Genomic DNA, 23,791 nt, shown 5'->3' with positions numbered 1-23,791 from the left:
CCATGACACAGCACAACCGTGCTAAATCCGACATCTTCCAGCCCACCGGTCAGATCCAGTTCGGCATCTTCTTCCAGGGCGTCAACTCAGGCACCATCTGGAAGGCGGCGGAATCCGGCTCGCAGACCGACTTCGAATCCTTCCGCCGCATCACCCAGACCGCAGAACGCGGACTGTTCGCCGCCTTCTTCCTCGGCGAGGGACTGCGCCTGCGCGAGCACCTGGGCCGCCCGCACGCCCTGGACGTGGTGGGCCGCCCGGACGCGCAGACCATGCTCGCCGCCCTGGCGTCGGTGACCAAAAACATCGGCCTGGTGGCCACCCAGAACACCACCTACAACGACCCCGCAGACCTGGCGCACCGGCTCGCCTCGCTGGACCTGATCTCGGGCGGCCGCGCCGCGTGGAACATCGTCACCACGGACAACGCCTGGACCGGCGCCAACTTCCGCCGCGGCGGGTACCTGGACCACGCGGACCGGTACAAGCACGCCGAGGCATTCGTGGAGACGGCCAAGCGGATCTGGGACTCCTGGGAGACCCCCGCCGGCCCCGCCCGCCGTGTGCTCCACGAAGGCCAGCACTATACGGTGGACGTCACACCGCGGCTGCCGCGCAGCGCCCAGTACCGGCCGGTCCTGTTCCAGGCCGGCGACTCGCCCGAGGGCCGGAACTTCGCTGCCCGCCAGGCCGACGTGATCTTCTCCGCCCACCCGAAGTTCGACGACGCCCTGGAGTTCCGCAAGGACCTCGTGGAGCGATCGGTGGCGGCGGGCCGCGGCGCCAACGCCGTGCAGATCATGCCGGCCAGCGAATTCATCCTCGCGGCCACCGCAGAAGAGGCCGCGGAAAAGAAGGAATGGGTGCGGAGCCTGCAGATCGGCCCGCAGCAGGCTGTCGCCTACCTGGAGCAGTTCTGGGGCCGCGAACTGTCCGCCTACGATCCCGACGGCCCGCTGCCCGAGATCGATCCCGTGGTGGAGGAGACCTCCGAGACCCGCGGCAGCGGCTTCCACGGCGCGAAGGCCCGCCAGCTGGCGGACCAGTGGCGTGCCGAGGCCAAGGACAAGGGCCTGTCCATCCGCCAGTTCGTGACCTCCAAGACGGCGCGGATCGACGCCACGTTCACCGGGTCCTACACGGCCGTGGCGGACCACCTGGCCGAATACGCCCGGACGGGCGCGGTGGACGGGTTCAACATCTCGCCGTGGCTGGTTCCCACCGGCCTGGATGACATCGTCAACCACCTGGTGCCGGAGCTGCAGGAGCGCGGCGTGTACCCCACGGAGTACCGCGGCAGCACGCTGCGCGAGAATCTCGGCCTGGAAACGCCTGTGCGCACGGCCGACGCGCCGTCCGGGGCGGTCCGCGCCTGATGCGTACTGCAACCTGGCGGGGAAGGGACGACGACGGCGGCGAGGAGAGCGCCGTCGCAGGCCCTTCCCTGGGGGCTGCTTCGGAGGAAACCTGCAGGCTGCAGCTGACCGTGTGGGAGCAGTGGCTGTAGGCCCTTCCTTAACTGACGCGGGCCGCCGCACCACCCGTATGGCCTGGGTGGTGCAGCGGCCCGCTCGAATCTGCCTGGGGGAGACCCCGCGTGGCCCGCGGCTTAGTTGAGGTAGCCGTTCGGGTTCAGGACGTACTTCGTGGCCGCTCCGGCATCGAATTCCGCGTAACCGCGGGGGGCGTCTTCGAGCGAGATGGCCGTGGCGTTGACGGCCTTGGCGATGTGGATCCTGTCATGCAGGATCGCCATCATCAGCTGCCGGTTGTACTTCATCACCGGGCACTGGCCGGTGGCGAAGGAAAGGGACTTGGCCCAGCCCGTGCCCAGCGACAGGGACAGGCTGCCCTTCTGGGCTGCCTCATCCGCGGCGCCCGGATCTCCGGTGACGTAGAGGCCGGGAATGCCGACGGACCCGCCGGCGGTGGTGATGTCCATCAGCGAATTGAGCACCGTGGCCGGTGCCTCCTGGGCGCCGTGGCCGTGTCCGCGGGCTTCGAAGCCGACGGCGTCGATTCCGGAATCCACTTCCCGGACGCCGAGGATCTGCTCGATCTGGTCGGCGGGGTCGCCGTTGGCCACGTTGACGGTTTCGCAGCCGAAGGACCGGGCCTGGGCCAGGCGGTCCTCATTGAGGTCTCCGACGATGACCACCGCTGCACCCAGCAGCTGCGCGCTTGCGGCCGCGGCAAGGCCCACGGGTCCCGCTCCGGCAACGTAGACGGTGGAGCCGACGCCGACACCCGCTGTGACGGCGCCATGGAAACCGGTGGGCAGGATGTCGGAGAGCATGGTCAGGTCCATGATCTTCTCAAGGGCCTGGTCGCGGTCCGGGAAGCGCAGGAGGTTCCAGTCGGCGTAGGGGACCAGGACGTATTCGGCCTGGCCGCCAACCCACCCACCCATATCCACGTAACCGTAGGCGGACCCTGGACGGTCCGGGTTGACGTTCAGGCAGATTCCGGTCTTGCGCTCCTTGCAGTTCCGGCAGCGGCCACAGGAGATGTTGAAGGGGACCGAGACGATGTCCCCCACCTTGATGAACTCGACGTCCGGCCCGGCCTCAATGACTTCACCGGTGATTTCGTGCCCCAGGACGAGTCCAGCCGGGGCGGTGGTGCGGCCGCGGACCATGTGCTGGTCCGAACCGCAGATGTTGGTGCTTACGGTGCGCAGGATGACCCCGTGCGGAACCTTCCGGCCAACATTGATGGGATTGACGCCGGGGCCGGCCTGCAGTTCGAAGGTGGGGTAGGGGGTATCGATGATTTCGACGACCCCGGGCTCCTTGTACGCAACGGCTTTGTTACCTGACATGGGCATGGCTCCTATGGTTGGCATTTGATTGCCACGGAAGGCCCGACGCTTGGTGCATCAGACCTTCCGTGTTGTTTTACTTTTCACTTGCGGTGAATCATGGGGCGGGCGGCGCCCGCAGTTTGAGGGGGCGGCTAGGCGTCGATCACCATGTCGGTGCGCGCGGTGGAACAGCAGGGCAGGAACTTGCCGGCGTCGATTTCCCGCTTGCGAATTCCACCCTGGTGGTTCATGTCCACCTCACCGGACAGCTTGACCACCTTGCAGGAACCGCACATGCCCTCCTTGCAGTTGGCGCCGATCCGGACACCCGCACGCTGTGCCACCTCGAGGATGGGCAGCTCCGGGTCGATCCGCACATTGATGCCGGTGCGCATGAAGGACAGCGTGAGGCTGCCGGTTCCCACGGTCTCGAAGCTGGAGGCATCGGGAGCGCTTGTTTCGGGCGCGGTGCCGGTGGTCTCTGCGGCCGGAGCGTCCGGGTCCACCGCTTCCAGCGGCATGCCGGAAGCCTGCAGGGTTCCGTCCTCGTCGTAGCCGGGCTCGTACATGCCGAACGCGGCGGGCTGGCCCTCGTAGTAGTCCTCGGCTGAATCGGCGATTTCCTCGGCGATTTCTTCGGCAATGTCGGCTGCAAGCGCGAGCTCCGCCTGGTATTCGAGGAGGGTCTGCCGGTCGCCCGAGAAGAACTCCATGTAGATGGAGGTGTCGTCGACGCCCACCTTTTTCAGCAGCTCAGTAGCGGTGTTCAGGTAACCCTCCGGGCCGCAGGCGTACACCTGCCGGCCGTTGGCGTCGGGGGCCACCTCGTCGATCATCGCGGCGGACAACCGTCCCTTGAAGCCTTCCCATTCGTCGGGCCTGCCGCGGTCGCCCAGGGCGTAGAAGACCTTGACGCGCGAGTCCACGGAAGCGATGTAGGCAAGCTCCCGGTGGAAGGCGAAGCCGCCGGCTTCGGCGCCGTGGTAGAGGACCACCACGTCGGCTGTTCCGGGCAGGTCGTGGATGGTCCGCAGCATCGACATGATAGGCGTGATGCCGGCGCCGGCCGCCAGGAAAAGGTACCGTGCGCGCCGGTCCGCATCGGGCAGGTGGAATGCACCCACAGGTCCCAGCATGTCCAGGACGGTGCCCGGCCGCACGTTGTCGTGCACCCACGGTGAAACCAGTCCGCCGGCGTCGCGCTTGACGGTGACGCTGAAGGTCCAGGGTTCCGTGGGCGAGCTGGACAGCGAGTAGCTGCGGTCCACCGGCTCCTGGTCTTCGCCGTTCACCGGGAAGGCAATGTTCACGTATTGGCCCGCACGGAACGCCAGGGGAGCCCCGTCGCAGCGGCGGAACACGAACGTCATCATGCCGCCCGCTTCGGGGACGGTCTCAACGCATTCAGCCATGAACTCCTGCGGGTGCCAGGGCCCCAGGGCGCGCGCGGCGCCTGCGGGTCCCTCGGTGGTGCCCATCACCCTGTTCCACGGCATCTCCAGGCCGCGGATACGCTGCGGCTCCTGGACAGCCGCCGTTTCAGAGAGGAGCTCAATCATGCCAAGTGCTCCTGCACCCGCTGCACGTACCAGTTGATGAAGGCCTCCACCTGGTATTCGCTCTTCATGTACGGGCCGGGCTCGTACGCCGGGCTTGCTGCGCCCTGCTGGCACAGCTCAACGAACGCCTTGTCCTGGATGTTGGTCTGCTCCCAGGTGTAGGTCAGCTTCTCACGGTCGTAGTCGACGCCTTCCACGGCGTCGTCGGCCACCAGCCAGGTGGTGCGGACCAGGGTCTGGTGTTCGTTGATGGGGAAGACGCCGAAGGTGATGACGTGGTCGCTCTGGAAGTGGAACCAGCTGTTCGGCTGCAGGTGCATTGAGCAGCGGCCCAGGCGGAAGTCCCGCAGGTCACCGAGCAGCTTCTTGGAGAGCCGGCGGCCGTCGGCGGAGAAGGATTCGCCTTCTCCGTCAAGGGATTCCCGGGAGATGCGGATGCCTGCGATGCGGGTGTCCAGTTCCTCGACCACCTCGTAGGGGAGGCCGTAGCGGCGGCACCGCTCCTCGAGCGAGGACTGTGCTTCCTTGTTGCGGTCCCACACCTCCTCGAGGTGGGTGGGAATCAGGCCTTCCGTCAGGCCCCAGGTGGGGAAGAGGGAGCAGGCGAGTTCCGGGTGCCCGTCGCAGTGGTAGCACTCACGGTTGTTCTCCATGACGAGCTTCCAGTTGCCCTCTTCGATGATGTTCTGCTGGTAGGCAATCTTCGTCTTGGACAGGTCATGCGGTGCCAGGTACGGCTCGAAGATCTTCGAGGTCTCATCGAAGTCCGTGGGCGGCTCGTTGGCGATGCAGACGAAGATGAGGCCGGCCACCTCGCGGCTGTGGGCCCGCTTGAGGGCGAAGCAGTTCTTGTCGAACTTGGCTTCGCCGGGAGCGGAGGCGTGGATCAGGTTGCCCTCGGGGGAGTAGGTCCAGGAGTGGTAGCCGCAGACGAGGTTACCGGTGGAACCGGCATTCTCGGTCAGGACGCGGGCACCGCGGTGGCGGCAGACGTTGTGCAGGACGTTGACGCCGCCGTCATCGTTGCGGAGCACGATCAGGGAATAGGGGCCGTAATCGACAGTGATGTAGTCGCCTGGCTCGGGCAGCTCGGCAACGCTGCCGGCAAAGATCCAGTGCTGGCCGAAGATGGCCTCCATGTCGATCTTGAAGATCGTGGGGTCGGTGTAGAAGGGGGCGTCGAGGGAGTAGCCCGTGCGCCGGAACTCGAACAGCGCTGCGATCTCTGCCTGCTGCTCTGCAGGCAAAGTCGCAGCGAGTTTTCCGCGTGAGTTGAGGGGCACGTTCACTGGAGCAGTCATTTTTTCCTCCCGGGAGGCTGGGTAAGTATGCGGTTGGTGGGGAGACTTCGGAGTTGGTGGAGGCAACTCACGGTGTCGGAATGTCGCCGTTACGAGGTGGGGGAGGATCGACGCGGAAGAAGACCGGGTGTCCGGATTGAGCTTTTGGCAAGCCTCTCCATCTTGGGGTCCTTCCGCATGCGTCTTACGCAACAACAATCATGATGTGCAACAGCGTGACGTATGCCACGCCGACTGTCAAGTAGTTACAAACACGTGGCCGCGGCCACAGAAATGTCTTGACATCGGAGTACGGCAGGGCGCCGCGGCATGGCGGCTGAGTGGCCCGTCGGGCGCCGGTGCGGCCCCGTCAAAAAGCAACGGATTCCCTCCTGCAGGCGGGCAGCACGGAAGGGCCGACGACGGCCTGGCGCGTGCCGTCGTCGGCCCTTCCCTGTGCGTTGTACAGGAGGCGGTGGCGCCGCCTAGGGCACCTTGACCGCGACGGCCCCCTCCTCGGCCGGAACAGGGTCGGCTGGAAGAGATTCAGCCGGAGCAGCGTCCGGGGCCGGGCCTGCGGACGGGTGGGCTGCCACTGCGGCGGCGTGCTCGGCCAGCACGCCTGTCTGGTGCCTGATCTTCAGCCGGTACAGCAGGGCCCCGCCGCCGGTCACGGCAGCCACGAACAGAACGCCGCCCCACTGCAGGTACCACTCGAAGGGCGGCACCGAGTTGTAGATCTCCGGCCGCGGCCAGATCAGGTTCACCGTCATGGCACCGCCCCACAGGACCGCGAGGATGTTCACCGGCAGCCCCCACTTGCCCATGCAGAACCCTGGCTCGGCACCGTCGGCATCGGCCAGCGGCCACTTCTTCAGAAGCCGCTTGCGCAGCAGTGGAACCGTCACCAGCAGGTAGGACATATAGATCAGCACGATGCTGATGCTGGACAGGATGGTGAAGATGGCCGGCTGCATCACGTTGATCAGCAGCGGCAGGACCGCCAGGATGCCGACGACAATGGCAGCCACGGTGGGGGTGCGGCGGACCGGGTCCACCTTGCTGAGCTGCCGGCTGAACGGCAGGTTGTTGTCCCGGGCCATGGCGAACATCATCCGGATCGCAGCAGCGTGGACGGCCAGGGTGCACACCACCACAGCCACCACGATGCAGGCCAGGAACGCCTTGCCGAACGGGCCGCCCAGGACACTGAGCACGATGTACTGCAAGCCGCCGTCGGCCGATCCCACCTTCGGATCGGTGAGGTCCGGTGCGGCAAGGATCCCGAACAGCAGGATGAGCCCGCCCAGCAGGAACGACGCGGTGACGGCGCGGAGGATGGCCTTGGGCGCCGTCTTCTTGGGGTCCTTGGTCTCCTCACCCAGCGAGCTGGCGGTGTCGAAGCCGTACATGACGTAGCCGGAGGCCATGGCCCCGATCAGGAAGACGCCGAAGAAACCGAGGTCGTGCCCCTCGCCGAAGCCCGCCGTATCGAAGAAGACCTCCGGCCCGCGCACCACATGCCAGCCCAGGGCGAGGATCAGCAGCACCGCCGCCACCAGCTCCACGAAGACGCCGATGCTGTTGATCCGCGTCATCAGCTTCACGCCGAAGGCGTTGATCAGGGTGGAGATGGTGATCATGATGGTGGCCAGCACCACGCCGTTCATGGCGAAATCGAACGGGCCGGTACCGTCGCCGACGAACTGGAAGCCGGACCAGAGTTGCGGCAGCGTGATCTGCAGTGCCAGCGCCACCGAGCCCAGCGCCATGATGGACGACAGCAGCAGCAGCCAGCCGGCCAGCCAGGACGACGTCCCGGACGCCAGCCGCTTGGCCCAGTTGTAGACCGAACCGGCCACCGGGTAGCGGCCGGCGAGCTCGGCAAAACAGAGGGCCACCATCAGCTGGCCCACGAACACGATGGGCCAGGACCACGCGTACGCGGGGCCGGCCATGGAGAAGCCGAAATAGAACAGCTGGAAAACGCCGGTGAGGATGGAAATGTAGCTGACGCCTGCAGCGAAGCTGGCGAACTTGCCGATGCTGCGGTCCAGGGTCTGGGTGTAGCCAAATTCGTCCATGCCGCTTGAATCAATACTCTTGCTGGGTTCCACTGTGGACTCCTAAATCAGAAAAGCACGATGGGATCGGCCGCCCTGGGGCGCGGCTGAGTCGGAGGGGCGGCGTGCACGCGGCGTGGCCATATTAAGCCCGCTGCCGCAGTGCCGTGCCCGTCAGGCGAAGGAAGGGGCGAATTCCTCCTCTGCCGTTGCCGCGGAGCTGCCGGCGCCGGCGTAATCCGCCTTGACCAGATCGGCGCAGCGCTCGCCGATCATCATCACCGTGATGTTGGGGTTGACCGTGACGTGCTCAGGCATGACGGACGCATCGGCGACCCGGAGCCCGGTGACCCCCTTGACCCGCAACCGGGCGTCCAAAGGTGACATCCCGTCGTCGTCCGCTCCCATCCGGACGGTGCCCACCGGGTGGTAGACGGTGTTGTGGGTCTTGCGGATGTAGTCCTGCAGTTCCTCGTCCGTCTGCGCCTCAATGCCGGGCGAAAGCTCGCGGCCCGTCCATTCCGCCATGGCGGGCTGGGCGGCGATCTCCCTGGCCTTGCGGATGCCGGCCACCATGACGCGCATGTCGTGGCCGTCCGGGTCCGTGAAGTAGCGCGGATCCACCATCGGCTTGTCCCGGAAGTCGCGGCTGCGCAGCCGCACTGTCCCGCGGGAGCGGGCGTGGGTGACGTTGGGGGTAAGGCTGAAGCCGTTCTCCGTGGTGGGGTAGCCGTGCCGCAGGGTGTTCATGTCGAACGGGACGGAGCCGTAGTGCATCATCAGGTCCGGGCGGTCCAGGCCGTCCTCGGTGGGGGTGAAGATGCCGATCTCCCACCACTGCGTTGAGGTCTGCACCATGGGCTGCCTGGCCTCGAACTGCACCACGCCTTCGGGGTGGTCCTGCAGGTTCTCACCCACGCCGGGGGAGTCCACCAGGACCTCAATACCGTGGGCGGCGAGGTGTTGGGCCGGGCCGATGCCGGAGAGCATGAGCAGCTTGGGCGAATCGATGGCGCCGGTGGACAGGATGACTTCCTGCCGCGCGGAGAGCCGGTGGGTGCGTCCGAACGCTCCGTCCACCACGTCCACGCCGGTGCAGCGCTTGTCCGCATCGAACACCAGCTGGCGGGCGCGGAGGCCTGTCAGCAGGGTGAAGTTGTCCCGCTCGATGATGGGGTGGATGTAGGACACCGAACTGGAGGACCTGGTGCCGTCCGCCCGGCGGTTGATCTGGAAGAAGTTGGCGCCGTTGACCACGGTGGTGCCGGTGTTGAACCTGGCGCGGGGAATGCCCGTCTGTTCGCAGGCGTCCAGGAGCGCGACGCCGGCAGGATCGGCCGGGGGCACGTTCATCAGGTGCACGGGGCCCGAGTCCCCGTGGTGGGGTGCGTCCGGGCCGGCGTCCTGGTTGGTTTCGAGGCGCTTGTACAGCGGCCAGGCGGTGTTCGCGTTCCAGCCGGTGGCGCCGTACTTGGACTCCCACTCGTCGATGTCCTCGCGCGGGGCCCAGAACGCGATGCAGGAGTTGTGGCTGGAGCAGCCACCCATCACCCTGGCGCGGGCGTGCCGCATGAACGAGTTGCCGTTCTCCTGCGGCTCGACGGGGTAGTCCCAGTCGTAGCCGGATTCAAGCAGTTCCATCCAGCGGTCCAGCTGCAGGATTTCGGGCAGGTTGCGGTCGTCCGGGCCCGCCTCAACGAGGGCCACGGTAACGTCCGGATCCTCGCTCAGTCGCGCGGCCACGGCGGCACCGGCGGACCCGCCGCCGATGACGACGTAATCGAATTCCCGTTGCATGGCGTCGTCGATGTTGTCGAAGTGCATCTAGTTCTCCTTGCTGTGGTCAGCGAACCAGCCGGTGACCTGCGGGCTGGTGTTCTGGTAGATGTGCTTGGCTTCCTGGTACTCGGCAAGGCCGGTGGGGCCCAGCTCGCGGCCGACGCCGGACTGGCCGAAGCCGCCCCACTCGGCCTGGGGGAGGTAGGGGTGGTAGTCGTTGATCCAGATGGTGCCGTGCCGGAGCCTGCCCGCCACCCGCTGCGCCTTGCCGGCGTCCTGGGTCCAGACGGCGCCGGCCAGGCCGTAGACGGTGTCGTTGGCGGTGGCCACGGCTTCGTCCTCGGTGCGGAAGGTTTCCACGGTGACCACCGGGCCGAACGCCTCGTCGGTGACCACGGACATGCCGCGCTGCACCTGGTCCAAAATGGTGGGCTGGTAGTAGAACCCGGCGTCGTATTTTTCGCCTTCGGGTGCCGCGCCGCCGGTCCGGAGCCGCGCGCCTTCCTCGATGCCGCGCTGGACGTACGCGTTGACCTTGTCCCGGTGGGCGACGGAGATCAGCGGCCCGGATTCGGCGTCCTCGTCGAAGGGGCCGCCCAGCCGGATGCCCTGGGCACGGCGAACCAGTTCGTCCACGAAACGTTCGGCGATGGATTCCTCCACCACCAGCCGGGCGCCGGCGGAGCAGACCTGGCCGGAGTGGACGAACGCGCCGTTGAGGGCGTTGTCAACGGCGGCGTCGAAGTCAGCGTCCGCGAACACCACGTTGGGGTTCTTGCCGCCGAGTTCCAGCGCCACCTTCTTGACGGTGCCGGCAGCGGCCGCGGCGATGCGCTTGCCGGTTTCCAGGCCGCCGGTAAAGGAGACGAGGTCGACGGCGGGGTGTTCCGAAAGGGGCGCGCCCGCCTCGGGACCGGTCCCGGTGACGAGATTGGCCACGCCGTCGGGCAGGCCCAGGTCGTGCAGCAGCTGCATGGCCAGGATGCTGGTGGAGGGGGTCAGCTCGGAGGGCTTGAGGACGAAGGTGCAGCCGGCGGCCAAGGCCGGGGCGATCTTCCAGGCGGCCTGGAGGAGCGGGTAATTCCAGGGCGTGATCAGGCCGCAGACGCCCACGGGTTCGTAGACGATCCGGCTCACGACGTCGGCGTTCCCGGCGTCGACAATCCGCCCCGCCTGCTGCCCGGCGAGCCTGCCGAAGTATTCGAAGCAGGCGGCGATGTCATCCATGTCGATGCGGCTTTCCACCATCCGCTTGCCGGTGTCCAGCGACTCGGCACGGGCGAACTTCTCGCGGTGTTCCCGCAGGCCGGCGGCGACCTTGAGGAGGAATGCGCCGCGATCGGGTGCCGGGACGCCGGACCAGACGCCTGAATCGAAGGCGGCGCGGGCGGCTGTGATGGCACGCTCCGCGTCTGCTTGGCCGGCCTCGGACACCGTGGCGACCAGTTCGCCGTCGGCCGGGTTGCGGATTTCACGGACGGCGCCGGACGCGGCGGCCTCCCACGATCCGTTGATGAACAGGGTGGTTGCTGTATCTGTCATGTGTCTCCCTAAGTGGTAGGTCACGGGCCGCGCCGGCTGGTGCAACGGCCGCGCTGCGGGCGCGGCAGAGCAGCGCCGGGTGGTGCGGCGGCTGTGCTGCGGAGGTGACTTTTGCGGTGCGCGGTGTCCGTGGTGCGAACATCGCGCCGGGCTTCGGGCCGGCGGGGCTTAGTGCGGCGCGGAGCGGAGGGTGAAGTGCCGGCCCCTGTCAGCGAAAACCCGGGCGGGTGTGGCGTACGTCATAGAAGGACAGTAATGCATGTTGAACGAGTGTTCAATAGCAGGTTGAACACTCGTTCAAATGTGACTCGAGGGTCAGGGTTTGTGGCGCTTCTGCCTAAACGGCGTCCGGTGCAGGGGCGAAGGCAATGTCCTCGGTGCGCTGGATGCTGCGCTGGATGGAGGCCTTGTCCACGCCCAGGAGGGAGGTCAGCCACATGCCGTTCTGGATGACCACCACATCTGATGCGCGTTCCCGGCACTCCGCCCAGGTGAGCCCGGGCCGGGCATTGGCCACGAGTGCGGCGAGGCCGTCGATGTACCGGTCAAAGGCGGCGGCGTTGATTTCGGCGTAGCCCTCATCGGCCTGGGCGAGGGCCCAGAGGTGGAGACGCAGCGACAGGTATTTGGTGGTCAGCAGATCCGCGCCCGCCACCCGGCGCAGGGCCGTGCGCAGCTGTTCGTCGGGAGTCGAGTCCGGATCCGGTGTGACCAGCAGGAGGTCGTGCTCGTCGACACGGTGGAGGGCTGCCCGGATCAGGCTCGTCTTGTCGTCGTAGTAATAGTTCACCAGGCCCAGGGCGACGCCGGCCTCCCGGGCCACGGAGCGCATGCTCACGCCGGAGATCCCGTGCCGGGAGAGCAGGTCCAGGGCCGCTTCGAGGATGCGGGACTGCCTGTCGAGCTGCTCGCCGGAGTTCACGGTATTAGTCCCCATCTGGCCAGACTATTGCCAAACTCGCCGGCAGTGCACTTTCCCCCGTTCCGCAGCAGTGATGTTGCGGCTGAGTGGTCAGTCGACGACGCCGTTCATGTCATCGAACACCAGGTAGTCACCGTGGGCGGCCTGGAAGCCGAAGCTTTCCCAGTACCGGCGCAACGATGCCTTCGCGGCCTCGTACCCGTCCGTTCCTTCGGCGGGGGCGTTGTCCGTGGGCGCCGGGACTGCTTCGAGGATGACCTTGGACGCTGACCGGCCCACGCTGCTCAGGACGGCTTTCAGGATCTCGTGGCCGAGCTTGTTCGTGCGGAATTCCTTAGCCACGTGCAGCTTGGAAAGGATCAGCAGATCCCCGCCCAGGGCCAGCTCCTTGACCAGGTCCGGGCGGTTGATCGTCAGCATTTCACCCACCGCGGCGACGTCCGGGTTCACGGCATCCAGGGTCAGGAACAGATCGATGATCCCGGCGTCCGGAACAACATACAGTTCCGCTTCGCCGACGCGGACTTCCTTGCCGTCGCCGCCGTCGTCCGCGCCGTCCCAGGTGCGGCCGTTGACGCTGACGTTCCACACGAGGGGATAGTCGTCCGGATCGTGGTGCACGCCGGGCCTGCCACGGAACTGGCAGCGGTAATCGAAGGTCAGATACTCAGGGAGAAGTACTTCCACCGGAACTCCTAGTGCCACCACGCAATCGGCCTCGCGGCCCCATAGTCCTAAGACTAGGGACGGCGCCGCCGCTGGCCGCCTACTTCTTGGGCAGGCCCGCCGGGTTCAGTTCGGACTTCGGGATTGCCTCGGAGGACAGGCCCCAGCGGTCCAGGATCTTGGCGTAGGTGCCGTCGTCAATCAGGTGGTTCAGGGCGGCCTGGGCTGCGACGGCCAGGCCGTTGCCCTTCTTGGTGGTGAACGCGATCTCGGCCTTCAGCGGCCAGCCGCCCTCCAGGGTGCCCACCTGCTTGGTCTTCCCGTCCTTCGCCGCCTTGTAGGCAGCCCCGGCGTTGGGCCCGAAGGTCAGGTCCGCCCGGCCCGACTGGAGGGCCAGTCCGGAGGCGGAGTCGTCGTCGTAATACTGGAACTCCACCGGCTTGAGGCCGTTCTTCTTGTTCTCCTCGTCCCAGCGCACCAGGATTGCTTCCTGGTTGGTGCCGGAGCCCACGATGACCCGCTTGCCCGCCACGTCCTTGGCTTCCTTCACCTCGGTGATGTCCGAGTCGCTCTTGGCGTAGAAACCGAGCAGGTCGTTGCGGTACGTGGCGAAGTCGAACTTCTCCTTGCGCGCCTCGGTGACGGTCACGTTGGAAAGGACGGCTTCGTATTTGGCCGACTCGATGCCCAACGGCCAGTCGGCCCACGCGACGGGGAGGACCTCAACCTGCAGGCCGAGCGTCTCGCCCACGGCGTAGGCGATGTCCACCTCGCTGCCAATCAGGGTCTTGTTGTCGGAGGCGAACGTGCTCAGCGGGGCCGTGCCGCCGGTGGTCACCACTGTCAGCTTGCCATCGGCCTTGATGGCGTCGGGAACCTGCACGGCCGCTGCCTGGTCCACGTCCACCTTGAAGCGGTCCTGCTCGGGGGACAGGTTGAAGGTCTTGCCGGCTGCGGTGGCGGTCGTCTCCGACGTCGGTCCTGTCGCCGCCGTCGCGCCCGGATCGGCGCATGCGGCCAGGCCCAGCAGGGACACTGCCAGGGCCGCGATAAGGGCCGGTTTCGGCGTGGGGATGGCCATGGTTTCCTCCTTGGAGGTACGAAGTTGATGCGACGGATGATGCGCGTTGCAGCAACTATCCGGGAGTGCCACCGGCAGAATCAAAGGCCCCGAAACCGGGCGATACGGGGAGTAACCGCAGTTAATGCGGGGACCGCCGCGGTCACAATCCGCGTACACCGACGGAGGGGACCAGCTCCCAAGAGCTGGTCCCCTCCGTCAATGCGTGGGCTTCAGGCCATCCGGCCGGAAAGCGCTAAGCCTGTCAGCCCAGGGCCTTGATGACTTCCTTGGCCACGTCCTCGCTGGACTGCGGGTTCTGGCCGGTGATCAGGTTCCCGTCGCGGACCACGTGGGAAGACCAGGCAGCGGCGTTGTTGACGATCGCGCCCTTCTCCTTCAGCGCGTCCTCCACAAGCCAGGGCGTGTTCTCGCCGGTGCCGCCGTTCAGTTCCTCTTCGTTGCTGAAGACCGTCAGGCGCCGTCCCGCGAAAATGAACGTCCCGGCGTCGTCCGTTGCGCTGAGCAGGCCCGCTGGGCCGTGGCAGAACGGCGCGATGACCTTGCCGTCCTTGTCCGCGGCCACCAGCAGGCGGCCCAGATCGGCGTCCTTGTAGAGGTCGGCCATCGGGCCGTGCCCGCCGGGCATCACCACGGCGTCGTAGGAAGCGATGTCGACGTCGGCGAGCACCAGGGGCTGCGACAGTTCGGTGCCGATCTTGGCCAGGTAGTCCCGGAAGCCCTCGGCGCGTTCCTCACCGCCGGCGGAATCTGCGGCCAGGCTGACCTGGTCCACGGTGGGCTTCGCGCCGCCCGGTGTGGCGATGTGGACAGTGTGTCCGGCGTCCACCAGGGTCTGGTGCGAGACCACCAGTTCTTCAGCCCAGAAGCCGGTGGGGTGTTCGCTGCCGTCCTTCATGGTGAGGGAATCGGCTGCTGAAACAACCATCAAAACGTTAGCCATGCTGTTCTCCTGCCTGTTGTGTTGCTGGGCACTGCGTGGAAAGCCGCCGCTAATTGCCGGCAGCCTCCAGCCCAGCGTACGTGTCGTCGTCGAGCGTGATGCCCGCCGCTGCGATGTTCTCCTCCAGGTGGCTGAGGGATCCCGTGCCGGGGATGGGCATCATGACGGGGGAACGGCGGAGGAGCCACGCCAGGGCCACCTGCGAGGTGGTGGCATCCAGACGCGAGGCGGCCTCGTCCAGCGGACCGCCAGGCTGTGCCAGCTCGCCCGCGGAAATCGGGGCCCACGGGATGAAACCGATGCCCTTCTCCTCGGAGTAGCGCAGCACGTCCTCGGAGCTGCGGTCCGTCAGGTTGTAGCGGTTCTGGACGGTGGAAACAGTGAAGTGCTTTCCGGCGGCTTCGAGTTCGGCCACGCTGACCTGCGACAGCCCCAGCGCCCGGACCTTGCCCTCGTCCTGGAGTTCACGCAGCACACCGAACTGTTCCTCGGCGTCCACCTTGGGATCGATACGGTGCAGCTGCAGCAGGTCGATGGTGTCCACCTTCAGCTTGCGGAGGCTCAGTTCCGCCTGCTGGCGCAGGTATTCGGGCCGGCCCACGGGAACCCACTTGTTGGGCCCGGTGCGGGTAAATCCCACCTTCGTGGCGATTCTCAGGCCGTCCTTGTAGGGGTGCAGGGCTTCGGCGATGATTTCCTCGCTGATGTTCGGGCCATAGGAATCCGCGGTGTCAATGAAATCGACGCCGAGTTCGACGGCGCGGCGCACCACGGCCACGGCGGCCGCCCGGTCCGCGGGCTCGCCCCAGACGCCGTCGCCCACGATGCGCATCGCACCGAAGCCGAGCCGCTGCACGGTTCCGAGGTCCTTGAGGTCGATGGTGGCGGACTGGTTCGTTGTCCCTGTGCTCTTCGTGTCTGCGCTGTTCGTGTCTGGGCTGTTCGTGTCTGGGCTCATAGGGGCGGCAACATCATCAGTGTGCTGGGTATTCCGCAGATCACAGAAATAAGCCGGCCGCCGCGGTGGTTATACCCTCTGTGCCTGCCGCGATTCCGGCGGGCGCCATGACGCAACGATATTCCGTACGCAACGCTCCGAAAGGCCGGCACCCGACGTGACCCTCCCGCTTTCCATCCTTGACCTGGCAACCATCGGCAAAGGCCAGACGGCGGCGGAAAGCTTCGCGGGCAGCGTGGCCATGGCGCAGAGCGCCGAGAAACTGGGGTACCGGCGGGTCTGGTACGCCGAGCACCACAACATGTCGTCCATCGCGTCGTCCGCTACCAGTGTGCTGATCGCACACGTGGCCGCGAACACTGAAAGAATCCGGCTCGGCGCCGGCGGGGTCATGCTGCCCAACCACTCGCCGCTGACCATCGCCGAGCAGTTCGGCACCCTGGAGACCCTGCACCCGGGCCGGATCGACCTGGGCCTGGGCCGTGCCCCCGGCAGCGACCAGAACACCATGCGGGCCCTCCGGCGCGACCCGATGTCCGCCGACAGCTTCCCGCAGGACGTCCTGGAACTGCAGGGCTACCTCACCGGACCCACACGGATCCAGGGCGTGGAGGCAACCCCCGGCAAGGGCACCAACGTCCCGCTCTACATCCTGGGATCGTCCTTGTTCGGCGCGCGGCTCGCTGCCCAGCTGGGCCTGCCGTACGCCTTCGCCTCGCACTTTGCACCCAACGCGCTCAAGGATGCGGTGGCCGTCTACCGCCGCGAGTTCAAGCCTTCGGCGCAGCTGGACGCCCCGCACGTGATCGCCGGCGTCAACGTGATCGCGGCCGATTCCGCGTCCGAGGCGCAGGAGATGATGCAGGCCACCAAACGCGCGCGCGTGTCCCTGTTCTTCGGCGGCGGGACCCGGGAATTCACCGATGACGAGGCGGACATGATCCTCGACTCCCCGCAGGGCCAGCACGTCTCGCAGATGATGACCTACTCCGCAGTGGGAACGCCCGACGTCGTCCTGGACTACCTTGACGGGTTCGGCAGGCATGCCGACGCCGACGAACTCATCGTGGCGCACCAGAGCACCGGCACGGACGCCCGCCTGCGCTCGGTGGAACTGCTGGCCGAGGTGGCCGGGCTGGCGCGCGTCTGAGCTTCCGCCTGCCCGGGCTTTTACACATACGCAATGAAGGGGATATTCAGGGGAAACCGCCGGGGATGACGATGGGTAATGCTCCCCCGGGAATCCGCCAGGATCTTCGGGAGGGGCGCCAACCGGTAGTCCGCAGGTGACCCAGCGGCTGCAGTCCCGGCCTGGTTCTGCCTCGAAGGGGTTCCCTGATGCCCACGCCTTTGAACCAGAGCGTGGCGGATTCCGCCCTGCTCACCCGTTCCCTTCCGCTGGACGTGCTCCGGTCGTTTGTCCAGGCGGATGCGGCGGACAGCGGGCTGACCCCGGCGCTGCTGGACGAACTGAAGGTTCTGGCACGTGTTCCCGCCCTGCTGGTGGCCTGCAACTACGGCGGCACCTTGTGCGACGCGGAAGGCATTTCCACCGAGATCCTCCCGCTGGGCAGCGCCGCCATCGCCTTGCGGGCACTTGCCGCCCTGCCCAGCACGCACGCCGCCATCATTTCAGGCCGTTCCCTGAGGGACCTGGCGGCGGTGTCCCGGCTCCCCGTGGAGGTCCACCTCATCGGGTCGCACGGCGCGGAGTCGGACATGGGCTTCGCGCACACCCAGACGCTTGCCACCGAATCGGTCCTGCAAAAGGTCAACGCTGCGCTCAACGAGGCCGTAGGGTTCCAGAGCGGCGTTTGGATTGAGCGCAAACCGGTGGCTGTTTCGGTCCACACCCGTCCGGCCCCGGCAGAGGTCGTCGCCTCGGTGACCGAAACTGCCCGGGAGATAGCGCGCGCCCACGGGCTGTTCTTCATCGTGGACGGCTCGGTGCTGGACCTGTCCGTGGTGGAGCCGTCCAAGGGCGAGGCACTGGAAACCCTCCGGTCCCGGCTCGGCGCCAGTGCAGCCATGTTCGCGGGCGACGCCGACAGCGACGAACTGGCCATCGCCACGCTCCGCGGCCCGGACCTGGGCCTGCGGGTCGGCGGGGGCGAAACCGCAGCGGCACACCGGGTCCGCGACCCCGAGTCCTTTGCCCGGGTCCTTGCCCTGCTCTTCGAACTGCGCCGGGCCTGGCTGTTCGGCGAGGACGCCGTGGGCCTCGAACGGCACACCTTGATCGGCAACGGCTCCTCCACCGCACTGCTGACACCGGATGCCAAGGTCTGCTGGATGAGCCACCCGCTGCCGGACTCCGGCTCGGTGTTCGCCCACATCCTTGGCGGTGACGCGGCCGGCCACTTCTCCGTGGAACCGGCAAAGGCATCGCAGGTGCTGGGCCAGCGCTACGTGGACAGCACCATGATCGTCGAAACCCGGTGGGCGGACGTCACGGTCACCGACTACCTCGAACCGGCCCCGGAAGGCATCACCAGCCTGGTCCGGGTGCTGACCGGCACCGGGGCTGCCCGGATCACCTTCGCACCGCGGCCTGACTACGCGAACGCCCCGTTCGTCATGGAGGCCCGCGGCGACGAGCTGCATGTGGTGGGCACGTCGGAACCGATCATTCTCTTCGCGCCGGGCGTGACCTTCAGCATCACCTCGGACGGCAGGCACGGCACGGCCACGGCATCGGTGAACCTCCAGTCCGGGCCGGTGGTGCTCAACCTGCGCTGCGGCGACACTGAACCCCGGCCTGCAGACCCGCAGGGTGAGACGGAACGCCGGGCGGAGGTGGCCCTCCACGCCCGCCAGTGGGTGCAGAGACTTGCCCTTCCGTCCGTGAAACCCTCGCTGGTACGGCGCTCGGCGCTGGTGCTCCGGGCCTTGGTCCACGAACCCACTGGCGCAGTCCTCGCCGCCCCCACCACGTCCCTGCCCGAGGGCATCGGCGGAACAAGGAACTGGGACTACCGGTACTGCTGGCTGCGGGACGGGTCCATGACTGTCAATGCCCTGGCGGACCTCGGCTCCACCGCGGAGGCTGCCGGGTTCCTTGGGTGGCTGGGGCGGATCCTTGAGCATGCCCCGGGCCCGGAGTGGCTGCATCCGCTGTACTCCGTCACCGGTGCGCCGCTGTCCACGGAAGCCGTGGTGGACAGCCTCCCGGGCTACGCCGGTTCCCGCCCGGTCCGGATCGGAAACGCGGCGGACCACCAGGTCCAGCTGGACGTCTTTGGCCCCGTTGCCGAACTGATCCATACCCTGAGTTCGAAGGAGGGCGCACTCGCCGACGAGCACTGGGAGCTGCTGGTCCAGATGGCCTCGGCAGTCCTGGCCCGCTGGCATGAACCGGACCACGGCATCTGGGAAGCCCGGCGCCCGGCACGCCACCACGTCTACTCCAAGGTGATGTGCTGGGTGACCCTGGACAGGGCACTGCGGACAGCTGACCGGCACGGCAGGGAGCCGGACCCCGCCTGGGCTCCCATGGCCGCCACCATCCGGGACGAGGTGCTGCGGGAGGGCTGGGACGAATCGGCCAAGTCCTACACGGTGGCCTACGACAGCCCGGACCTCGATGCCGCCGTCCTGCACATAGGACTTTCCGGCCTGCTGGATGTCACCGACCAGCGCTTCCTGGACACGGTCACCGCCGTGGAACGGGAACTGAGGGTGGGGCCCACAGTCTTCCGGTACCGGTACGACGACGGCCTGCCGGGCCTGGAGGGCGGCTTCCACATCTGCACCACCTGGCTGATCGAGGCCTATGTCGCCGTGGGCCGCATCGATGAAGCCTGGGATTTGTTCGACCAGTTGGTGAACCTCTTCGGGCCCACCGGGCTGTTGCCGGAGGAATACGATCCCGGCACCGAGACCCACCTGGGCAACCATCCGCAGGCATATTCCCACCTGGGCTTCATCCGCTGCGCCCGCCTCCTGGATGCGCACCAGTCCGGACGGTAGGCAGCGCTTGTCCGGGGTACCTAGAGTGGAAGGATCAGGGATACAGAAACCGAATCGAGACTCATGATGACCGCCCGCGCCCAGGGGGTGGGGTTCCGCTCGGAGCGTGGCCCCATCCTCATCGCCTTGATGCTGTCCACCGGACTGGTGGCGATCGACTCCACCATCGTGGCCACCGCCGTCCCGTCCATCGTCCGCGACGTTGGCGGGTTCTCCTCGTTCCCGTGGCTGTTCTCGGCGTATCTGTTGGCCCAGGCCGTCTCCGTGCCCATCTACGGCAAGCTGTCAGACATGGTGGGCCGCAAGCCGATCATCCTGACAGGCATCGGACTGTTCCTGCTGGGCTCCGTCCTCTGCGGCGTGGCCTGGAGCATGCCGTCCCTGATCGCCTTCCGCGCGTTGCAGGGGTTGGGCGCCGGTGCTGTGCTGCCGGTCAGCATCACCATCGCCGGCGACATCTACTCGCTGGAGGAGCGCGCCAAGGTCCAGGGGTACCTGGCCAGTGTGTGGGCGGTGTCCTCCGTGGTGGGGCCCAGCCTGGGCGGCGTGTTCTCGGCGCTGGGAATCTGGCGCGGAATCTTCCTGGTCAACATCCCGCTGTGCATCCTGGCCGGTTGGATGCTGGTGCGGACGCTGCACGAGAAGGTGGAACGCGCCAAGCACACGGTGGATTACGCCGGAGCGGCACTGATGGCGGGCTCTTTGGGCCTGCTGATCCTCGGCGCTCTGCAGGGCGGCGAGGCCTGGGCGTGGGATTCGCCGGTCAGCTTTGCCGTCTTCGGCGTCGGTGCGGTGCTCCTGGTGGTCTTCATCCTGGTGGAACGGCGCGCTGCGGAACCCATCCTGCCGTCCTGGGTGGTGCAGCGGCGCCTGCTGGTGACCACGGCGCTCGCATCCTTTGGCGTGGGTGCGGTGATGATTGGCCTGACCTCCTACGTGCCCACTTTCCTGGAGGGTGCGCTGTCCGTTTCGCCGCTGGTGGCGGGCCTGGCCCTGGCGGCGCTGACCCTCGGTTGGCCGCTCAGCGCGTCCCAGGCCGGCCGCCTGTACCTGCGGATCGGGTTCAAGGCCACCGGCCTGATCGGCATTTCCATCACCGTGGCCGGGCTGCTCATCCTGGCGTCGACGGCAGGGACGCCGAACGTGGCGCTGATAGCATCCAGCTGCTTCGTCGTGGGCCTGGGCCTCGGCCTGCTCGCAACGCCCACGCTGATCGCCGCGCAGTCCAGCGTGCGGTGGAACGAGCGCGGCGTGGTGACCAGCACCAACATGTTTGCCCGCTCCATCGGCAGCGCCCTGGGCGTGGCGGTGTTCGGCGCCGTGGCCAACGCCATCTACTCCGGCAACCCGGGCGGTGAGGGAAACGGCCAGGCCGTGGTGGCCGCATCCAGCGCCGTCTTCCTGGCAGCCCTGGTGGCCGGGCTCCTGACGGTCCTGGCGGTGCTGGCCATGCCGGGGATGCAGGCCGCCGGTGCCGGGGATGCCGCCGCCGGGCAGGACCAGGTTTCCGGACAGGACACAGCCTCGAACCAGGATGCAACGAACGGGGACGACGACGGCGGGGAGGCCCCCGGTCCGGGCCGCACCGAAGTGGAGGATTCAGGCCGCCGCGGCAGCTGATCCGGCCGGGAGCAGCTAGCGCGAGGCGCTGAAGATGGCTGGGGCGGGGCGGGTGCCCGTGGCGAGGTCGGCAAGAATCCGGCCCACCACGGGAGTGAACTTGAACCCGTGGCCGGAGAACCCGGCGCCGATCACCACTGGCCCAATCCGGTCCAGGACGAAGTCCTCATCCGGGGTGGTGGTGTAGGTGCAGCTGATGGCATCGAAGGCGTCGGCGTCCACGCCGGGCAGCCAGGTCCTCGCATAGGCCTGCAGGGCAGCGAGCTGCTGCGGTTCCGGCTCGAAGGTGCGCCTGTCCGGGTCCACCACCGGACCCACCCCGTGCCAGCCGGCCTTGATGCCCTCGCCGGGGGTCTGCATGCCATAGACCGGGGAGTACCATCCCGCGTACTGCGATCCGCCGCCGGGGTAATGGTTGAACCCGGGCCATACCGCGTCCGGGTCGGTGACCCGGAAGTGGGCCGGCTGCTCCTGCGTCACCCTGAGCTTCGGCGTCCGCAGTCGCCCGCCCGAGGCGGCGCCCAGCAGCTTCTCCGTCCAGCCGCCGGCCGTCACCACCACCTGCGCGGCGGTGACCACCTCGGTACCGGCGCTGCTTTCCAGCCCCAGCCGGACGCCGTCGTCCGTTATCTCGAAGGACACCACCTTGGTGTGGTGCCGGATGTCGGCGCCCCGGGCCGCGGCAAGGCGCTGGAAAGCCGGCAGTGCGGCCTCCGGGTTGAGCTGGCCGCCGTCGGGCATGTAGAGGACCTGCTGGTCGAAGCGGATGCCGCGCCAGCGCTCACCGGCCTCGTCCGGACGCAGGAACTCGGCGCGAAGCCCGGCCTGTGCCAGCGCTGCCGCAGCGTCCGGCAGCATGGGTTCGGGCCCGTGCGTGACGATGCCGGTCCGTGCCAGGAGCGTCTCGCCGCTGTCCTGCTCCAGCTCGTTCCAGAGGTCCAGGGACTCGGCGATCATGGCAACATATTCCGGCCGGTGGTAGCCGGGATTGAAGTTGCGGGTGGTGCCGTGGGAAGCGCCGATCCTATGCCCCGGCCCGAACTGCTCCACCAGGGTCACGTGGCGTCCCCGCCGGGACAGCGCCCATGCGGCAGCGGAACCCATGGCGCCGCCGCCGATCACCACGGTGTCAAGAGTTATTGCCACTGGTCCTCCTCGTCCAGGTTGTCACGCCAGCAACAGCGCGACGCCGATCATCGCCGGAACAGCCACCACGGTAGTGATCAGCACGGTGTCCTTGGCCACGGTGAGGCCGGTCTTGTAGCGGCTGGCCGCCACGAACACATTCTGCGCCGTGGGCAGGGCGGACGTCACCACTACGGCGAACAGGGCGTGGCCGTCCATTCCCAGGGCAAATCGGGCAAACACATAGGCCAGGGCAGGCTGGACGGCCAGCTTGAACGCGCTCGCCAGCAGGGTGTCCACGCGCCGTCCGGCGGCTGCCTGCAGCGGCCGGGTCCCGTTCAGGCTCATGCCGAAGGCGATCAGCATGGCCGGGATCGCGGCGCCGCCAATCAGGTGGATGGGCTCCATGACCAGCTCGGGTACCTTGAAACCGGTGCCGGCAACGATCAGGCCCAGCGCCGAACCCACGATCATCGGGTTCCGCAGGATCATCACCACGAAGCCGAGCGGGGTGGTCCGGTGCGAGCTGGTGCTGGAGTCCAGGATCATGAGGAACAGCGGCGTGAAGAAGGCCAGCTGGAAGATCAGCAGCGGCGCAACATAGCTGGCATCACCCAGGACATATACCGCAATGGGAATACCTAAATTTGCCGAATTCGCGAGCGAGGCGGACATCGATGACATCAAAGACTCGGGCAGCGAGCGCTTCAGCCAGAACTTCACAATGGTGAAGAAGATGGCAGCCGTGGCGATGGCGGCCACTGCGGTCACCAGCAGCGGAGCGGCGAAGACTTCCTGCAGCCGGGCCTTGCTGAGGGTCTCGAACAGCAGGGCCGGGCTGGCCACGAAGAAGGTGAGGGAGCTGAGGACCTGGCGGGCGTTGTCACCGAGGATCTTCCGCCGGCCAACGAACCAGCCCACCAGGATGATGCACCAGACAACGAAGAAGCCGGCGAGTACCCCTAGCACGGAGGAACCCGCGGCGGGCGGCGGAAAAGGGTGCCGGGTCTCACGCCCCGGCTACAGGGCGGCGTTGTTGAGTGCGAACGGCGGACGCATCATCCCGGGGGCAATGCCCTCGGCGGGATCGTTCCCCAGCTGGATGATGCGGTTGTCCTGGTCCACGTGGACCACCTTCGGCTCGTAGGCCTTGGCTTCCTCGGTGGTCATCTGGGCATACGTAATGAGGATGACGAGGTCGTTCTCGTGCATCAGGTGTGCGGCGGCGCCGTTGATGCCGATGACGCCGGAGCCGCGCTCACCGGCAATGGTGTAGGTCTCCAGCCGGGCGCCGTTGGTGATGTCGACGATCGAGACAAGCTCGCCCGGCAGGATGTCAGCTGCCTCCAGCAGGTCCAGGTCAACGGTGACGGAACCTACGTAGTGCAGGTCTGCGTGGGTGACGGTGGCCCGGTGGATTTTGGACTTGAACATGGTTCGATTCATAACGGCTCCAGTCTAGCGCCGGGGCCGGGCCGCCG

General features: G+C 67.2%; 19 protein-coding genes. 5 read left to right on the top strand and 14 right to left on the bottom strand.

Annotated elements, in window-relative coordinates:
* Positions 1-2 precede the first annotated feature (2 nt).
* Both BLT71_RS00250 and BLT71_RS20885 read left to right on the top strand, forming a co-directional pair.
* Positions 3-1,376 carry an NtaA/DmoA family FMN-dependent monooxygenase gene (locus BLT71_RS00250; RefSeq protein WP_091716577.1) on the top strand — a complete coding sequence of 458 codons (1,374 nt, stop codon included), beginning with the start codon at positions 3-5 and terminating at the stop codon, positions 1,374-1,376.
* On the top strand, positions 1,376-1,507 hold the full coding sequence (locus BLT71_RS20885; protein WP_269457147.1) for a hypothetical protein: 132 nt from the start codon (positions 1,376-1,378) through the stop codon (positions 1,505-1,507). The genes BLT71_RS00250 and BLT71_RS20885 overlap by 1 nt, the downstream gene beginning before the upstream one ends.
* Before the next feature lie 102 nt (positions 1,508-1,609).
* On the opposite strand, the gene fdhA is transcribed toward BLT71_RS20885, so the two are convergent.
* The 11 genes from fdhA to BLT71_RS00195 all read right to left on the bottom strand — a co-directional run bounded on the left by fdhA (position 1,610) and on the right by BLT71_RS00195 (position 15,596).
* Entirely contained in the window at positions 1,610-2,821 is a 1,212-nt protein-coding gene (gene fdhA / locus BLT71_RS00245) for a formaldehyde dehydrogenase, glutathione-independent (RefSeq protein WP_091716575.1), read from the bottom strand.
* Between the two features lie 134 nt (positions 2,822-2,955).
* Positions 2,956-4,362, bottom strand: a complete 1,407-nt coding sequence (locus BLT71_RS00240; protein WP_091716573.1) for a ferredoxin reductase — start codon at positions 4,360-4,362, stop codon at positions 2,956-2,958.
* A complete protein-coding gene (locus tag BLT71_RS00235) occupies positions 4,359-5,663 on the bottom strand; it encodes an aromatic ring-hydroxylating oxygenase subunit alpha (protein WP_091716571.1) in 1,305 nt (434 codons plus the stop codon). Before BLT71_RS00235 ends, BLT71_RS00240 begins: the two co-directional genes overlap by 4 nt.
* A 464-nt stretch (positions 5,664-6,127) precedes the next feature.
* Positions 6,128-7,726, bottom strand: a complete 1,599-nt coding sequence (locus tag BLT71_RS00230) for an APC family permease (RefSeq protein WP_091723693.1) — start codon at positions 7,724-7,726, stop codon at positions 6,128-6,130.
* Between the two features lie 153 nt (positions 7,727-7,879).
* Positions 7,880-9,529: a GMC family oxidoreductase gene (locus tag BLT71_RS00225; protein ID WP_091716569.1), complete on the bottom strand. Its 1,650-nt coding sequence runs from the start codon at positions 9,527-9,529 to the stop codon at positions 7,880-7,882.
* A complete protein-coding gene (locus BLT71_RS00220) occupies positions 9,530-11,026 on the bottom strand; it encodes an aldehyde dehydrogenase family protein (protein ID WP_091716567.1) in 1,497 nt (498 codons plus the stop codon).
* 337 nt (positions 11,027-11,363) lie between these two features.
* Complete coding sequence (locus BLT71_RS00215; RefSeq protein ID WP_091716565.1) at positions 11,364-11,963, bottom strand: TetR/AcrR family transcriptional regulator; 600 nt, start codon at positions 11,961-11,963, stop codon at positions 11,364-11,366.
* Between the two features lie 75 nt (positions 11,964-12,038).
* Positions 12,039-12,635, bottom strand: coding sequence for a hypothetical protein (locus BLT71_RS00210; RefSeq protein WP_091716563.1), 597 nt, complete (start codon positions 12,633-12,635; stop codon positions 12,039-12,041).
* Positions 12,636-12,714: 79 nt separating this feature from the next.
* Positions 12,715-13,695 (bottom strand): ABC transporter substrate-binding protein, encoded by a 981-nt coding sequence (locus BLT71_RS00205; protein WP_091716561.1) that lies wholly within the window; start codon positions 13,693-13,695, stop codon positions 12,715-12,717.
* A gap of 244 nt (positions 13,696-13,939) precedes the next feature.
* Entirely contained in the window at positions 13,940-14,638 is a 699-nt protein-coding gene (locus BLT71_RS00200) for a type 1 glutamine amidotransferase domain-containing protein (RefSeq protein ID WP_091716559.1), read from the bottom strand.
* A gap of 49 nt (positions 14,639-14,687) precedes the next feature.
* Positions 14,688-15,596, bottom strand: coding sequence for an aldo/keto reductase (locus tag BLT71_RS00195; protein ID WP_269457146.1), 909 nt, complete (start codon positions 15,594-15,596; stop codon positions 14,688-14,690).
* Between the two features lie 157 nt (positions 15,597-15,753).
* Between BLT71_RS00195 and BLT71_RS00190 the strand changes: the two genes are divergently transcribed.
* The 3 genes from BLT71_RS00190 to BLT71_RS00180 all read left to right on the top strand — a co-directional run bounded on the left by BLT71_RS00190 (position 15,754) and on the right by BLT71_RS00180 (position 21,185).
* Complete coding sequence (locus BLT71_RS00190; RefSeq protein WP_091716557.1) at positions 15,754-16,746, top strand: LLM class flavin-dependent oxidoreductase; 993 nt, start codon at positions 15,754-15,756, stop codon at positions 16,744-16,746.
* Positions 16,747-16,934: 188 nt separating this feature from the next.
* Positions 16,935-19,565: a trehalase-like domain-containing protein gene (locus BLT71_RS00185; protein ID WP_172829878.1), complete on the top strand. Its 2,631-nt coding sequence runs from the start codon at positions 16,935-16,937 to the stop codon at positions 19,563-19,565.
* A 63-nt stretch (positions 19,566-19,628) separates the two neighbouring features.
* Positions 19,629-21,185 carry an MFS transporter gene (locus BLT71_RS00180; RefSeq protein WP_091716555.1) on the top strand — a complete coding sequence of 519 codons (1,557 nt, stop codon included), beginning with the start codon at positions 19,629-19,631 and terminating at the stop codon, positions 21,183-21,185.
* 15 nt (positions 21,186-21,200) lie between these two features.
* On the opposite strand, the gene BLT71_RS00175 is transcribed toward BLT71_RS00180, so the two are convergent.
* From BLT71_RS00175 to panD, 3 genes are read right to left on the bottom strand one after another with little or no spacing between them, the layout of a single operon-like run.
* Positions 21,201-22,331, bottom strand: a complete 1,131-nt coding sequence (locus BLT71_RS00175) for an FAD-dependent oxidoreductase (RefSeq protein WP_091716554.1) — start codon at positions 22,329-22,331, stop codon at positions 21,201-21,203.
* A 21-nt stretch (positions 22,332-22,352) separates the two neighbouring features.
* The gene (locus BLT71_RS00170) at positions 22,353-23,279 is read right to left on the bottom strand and encodes an AEC family transporter (protein ID WP_091716552.1); all 927 of its coding nucleotides are present in this window, start codon (positions 23,277-23,279) and stop codon (positions 22,353-22,355) included.
* 51 nt (positions 23,280-23,330) lie between these two features.
* The gene (gene panD / locus BLT71_RS00165; protein ID WP_172829877.1) at positions 23,331-23,756 is read right to left on the bottom strand and encodes an aspartate 1-decarboxylase; all 426 of its coding nucleotides are present in this window, start codon (positions 23,754-23,756) and stop codon (positions 23,331-23,333) included.
* Between the last annotated feature and the right edge of the window lie 35 nt (positions 23,757-23,791).

The sequence above is a fragment of the Pseudarthrobacter equi genome (assembly GCF_900105535.1).
In the GTDB taxonomy this organism is placed as follows: Bacteria; Actinomycetota; Actinomycetes; order Actinomycetales; family Micrococcaceae; genus Arthrobacter; species Arthrobacter equi.
The sequence above is the reverse complement of the archived record's forward strand: the minus strand, read 5'-3'. Positions and strand labels throughout refer to the sequence as shown.

Excerpts from the sequence above, each read along its gene's own strand:
- panD (WP_172829877.1), bottom strand. The coding sequence starts at position 23,756 with ATGAATCGAACCATGTTCAAGTCCAAAATCCACCGGGCCACCGTCACC.
- BLT71_RS00195 (WP_269457146.1), bottom strand. The coding sequence starts at position 15,596 with ATGAGCCCAGACACGAACAGCCCAGACACGAACAGCGCAGACACGAAG.
- BLT71_RS00250 (WP_091716577.1), top strand. The coding sequence starts at position 3 with ATGACACAGCACAACCGTGCTAAATCCGACATCTTCCAGCCCACCGGT.
- BLT71_RS00205 (WP_091716561.1), bottom strand. The coding sequence starts at position 13,695 with ATGGCCATCCCCACGCCGAAACCGGCCCTTATCGCGGCCCTGGCAGTG.
- BLT71_RS00235 (WP_091716571.1), bottom strand. The coding sequence starts at position 5,663 with ATGACTGCTCCAGTGAACGTGCCCCTCAACTCACGCGGAAAACTCGCT.
- BLT71_RS00240 (WP_091716573.1), bottom strand. The coding sequence starts at position 4,362 with ATGATTGAGCTCCTCTCTGAAACGGCGGCTGTCCAGGAGCCGCAGCGT.
- BLT71_RS00225 (WP_091716569.1), bottom strand. The coding sequence starts at position 9,529 with ATGCACTTCGACAACATCGACGACGCCATGCAACGGGAATTCGATTAC.
- BLT71_RS00185 (WP_172829878.1), top strand. The coding sequence starts at position 16,935 with ATGCCCACGCCTTTGAACCAGAGCGTGGCGGATTCCGCCCTGCTCACC.
- BLT71_RS00180 (WP_091716555.1), top strand. The coding sequence starts at position 19,629 with ATGATGACCGCCCGCGCCCAGGGGGTGGGGTTCCGCTCGGAGCGTGGC.
- BLT71_RS00215 (WP_091716565.1), bottom strand. The coding sequence starts at position 11,963 with ATGGGGACTAATACCGTGAACTCCGGCGAGCAGCTCGACAGGCAGTCC.
- BLT71_RS00230 (WP_091723693.1), bottom strand. The coding sequence starts at position 7,726 with ATGGACGAATTTGGCTACACCCAGACCCTGGACCGCAGCATCGGCAAG.
- BLT71_RS00200 (WP_091716559.1), bottom strand. The coding sequence starts at position 14,638 with ATGGCTAACGTTTTGATGGTTGTTTCAGCAGCCGATTCCCTCACCATG.
- fdhA (WP_091716575.1), bottom strand. The coding sequence starts at position 2,821 with ATGTCAGGTAACAAAGCCGTTGCGTACAAGGAGCCCGGGGTCGTCGAA.
- BLT71_RS00220 (WP_091716567.1), bottom strand. The coding sequence starts at position 11,026 with ATGACAGATACAGCAACCACCCTGTTCATCAACGGATCGTGGGAGGCC.
- BLT71_RS20885 (WP_269457147.1), top strand. The coding sequence starts at position 1,376 with ATGCGTACTGCAACCTGGCGGGGAAGGGACGACGACGGCGGCGAGGAG.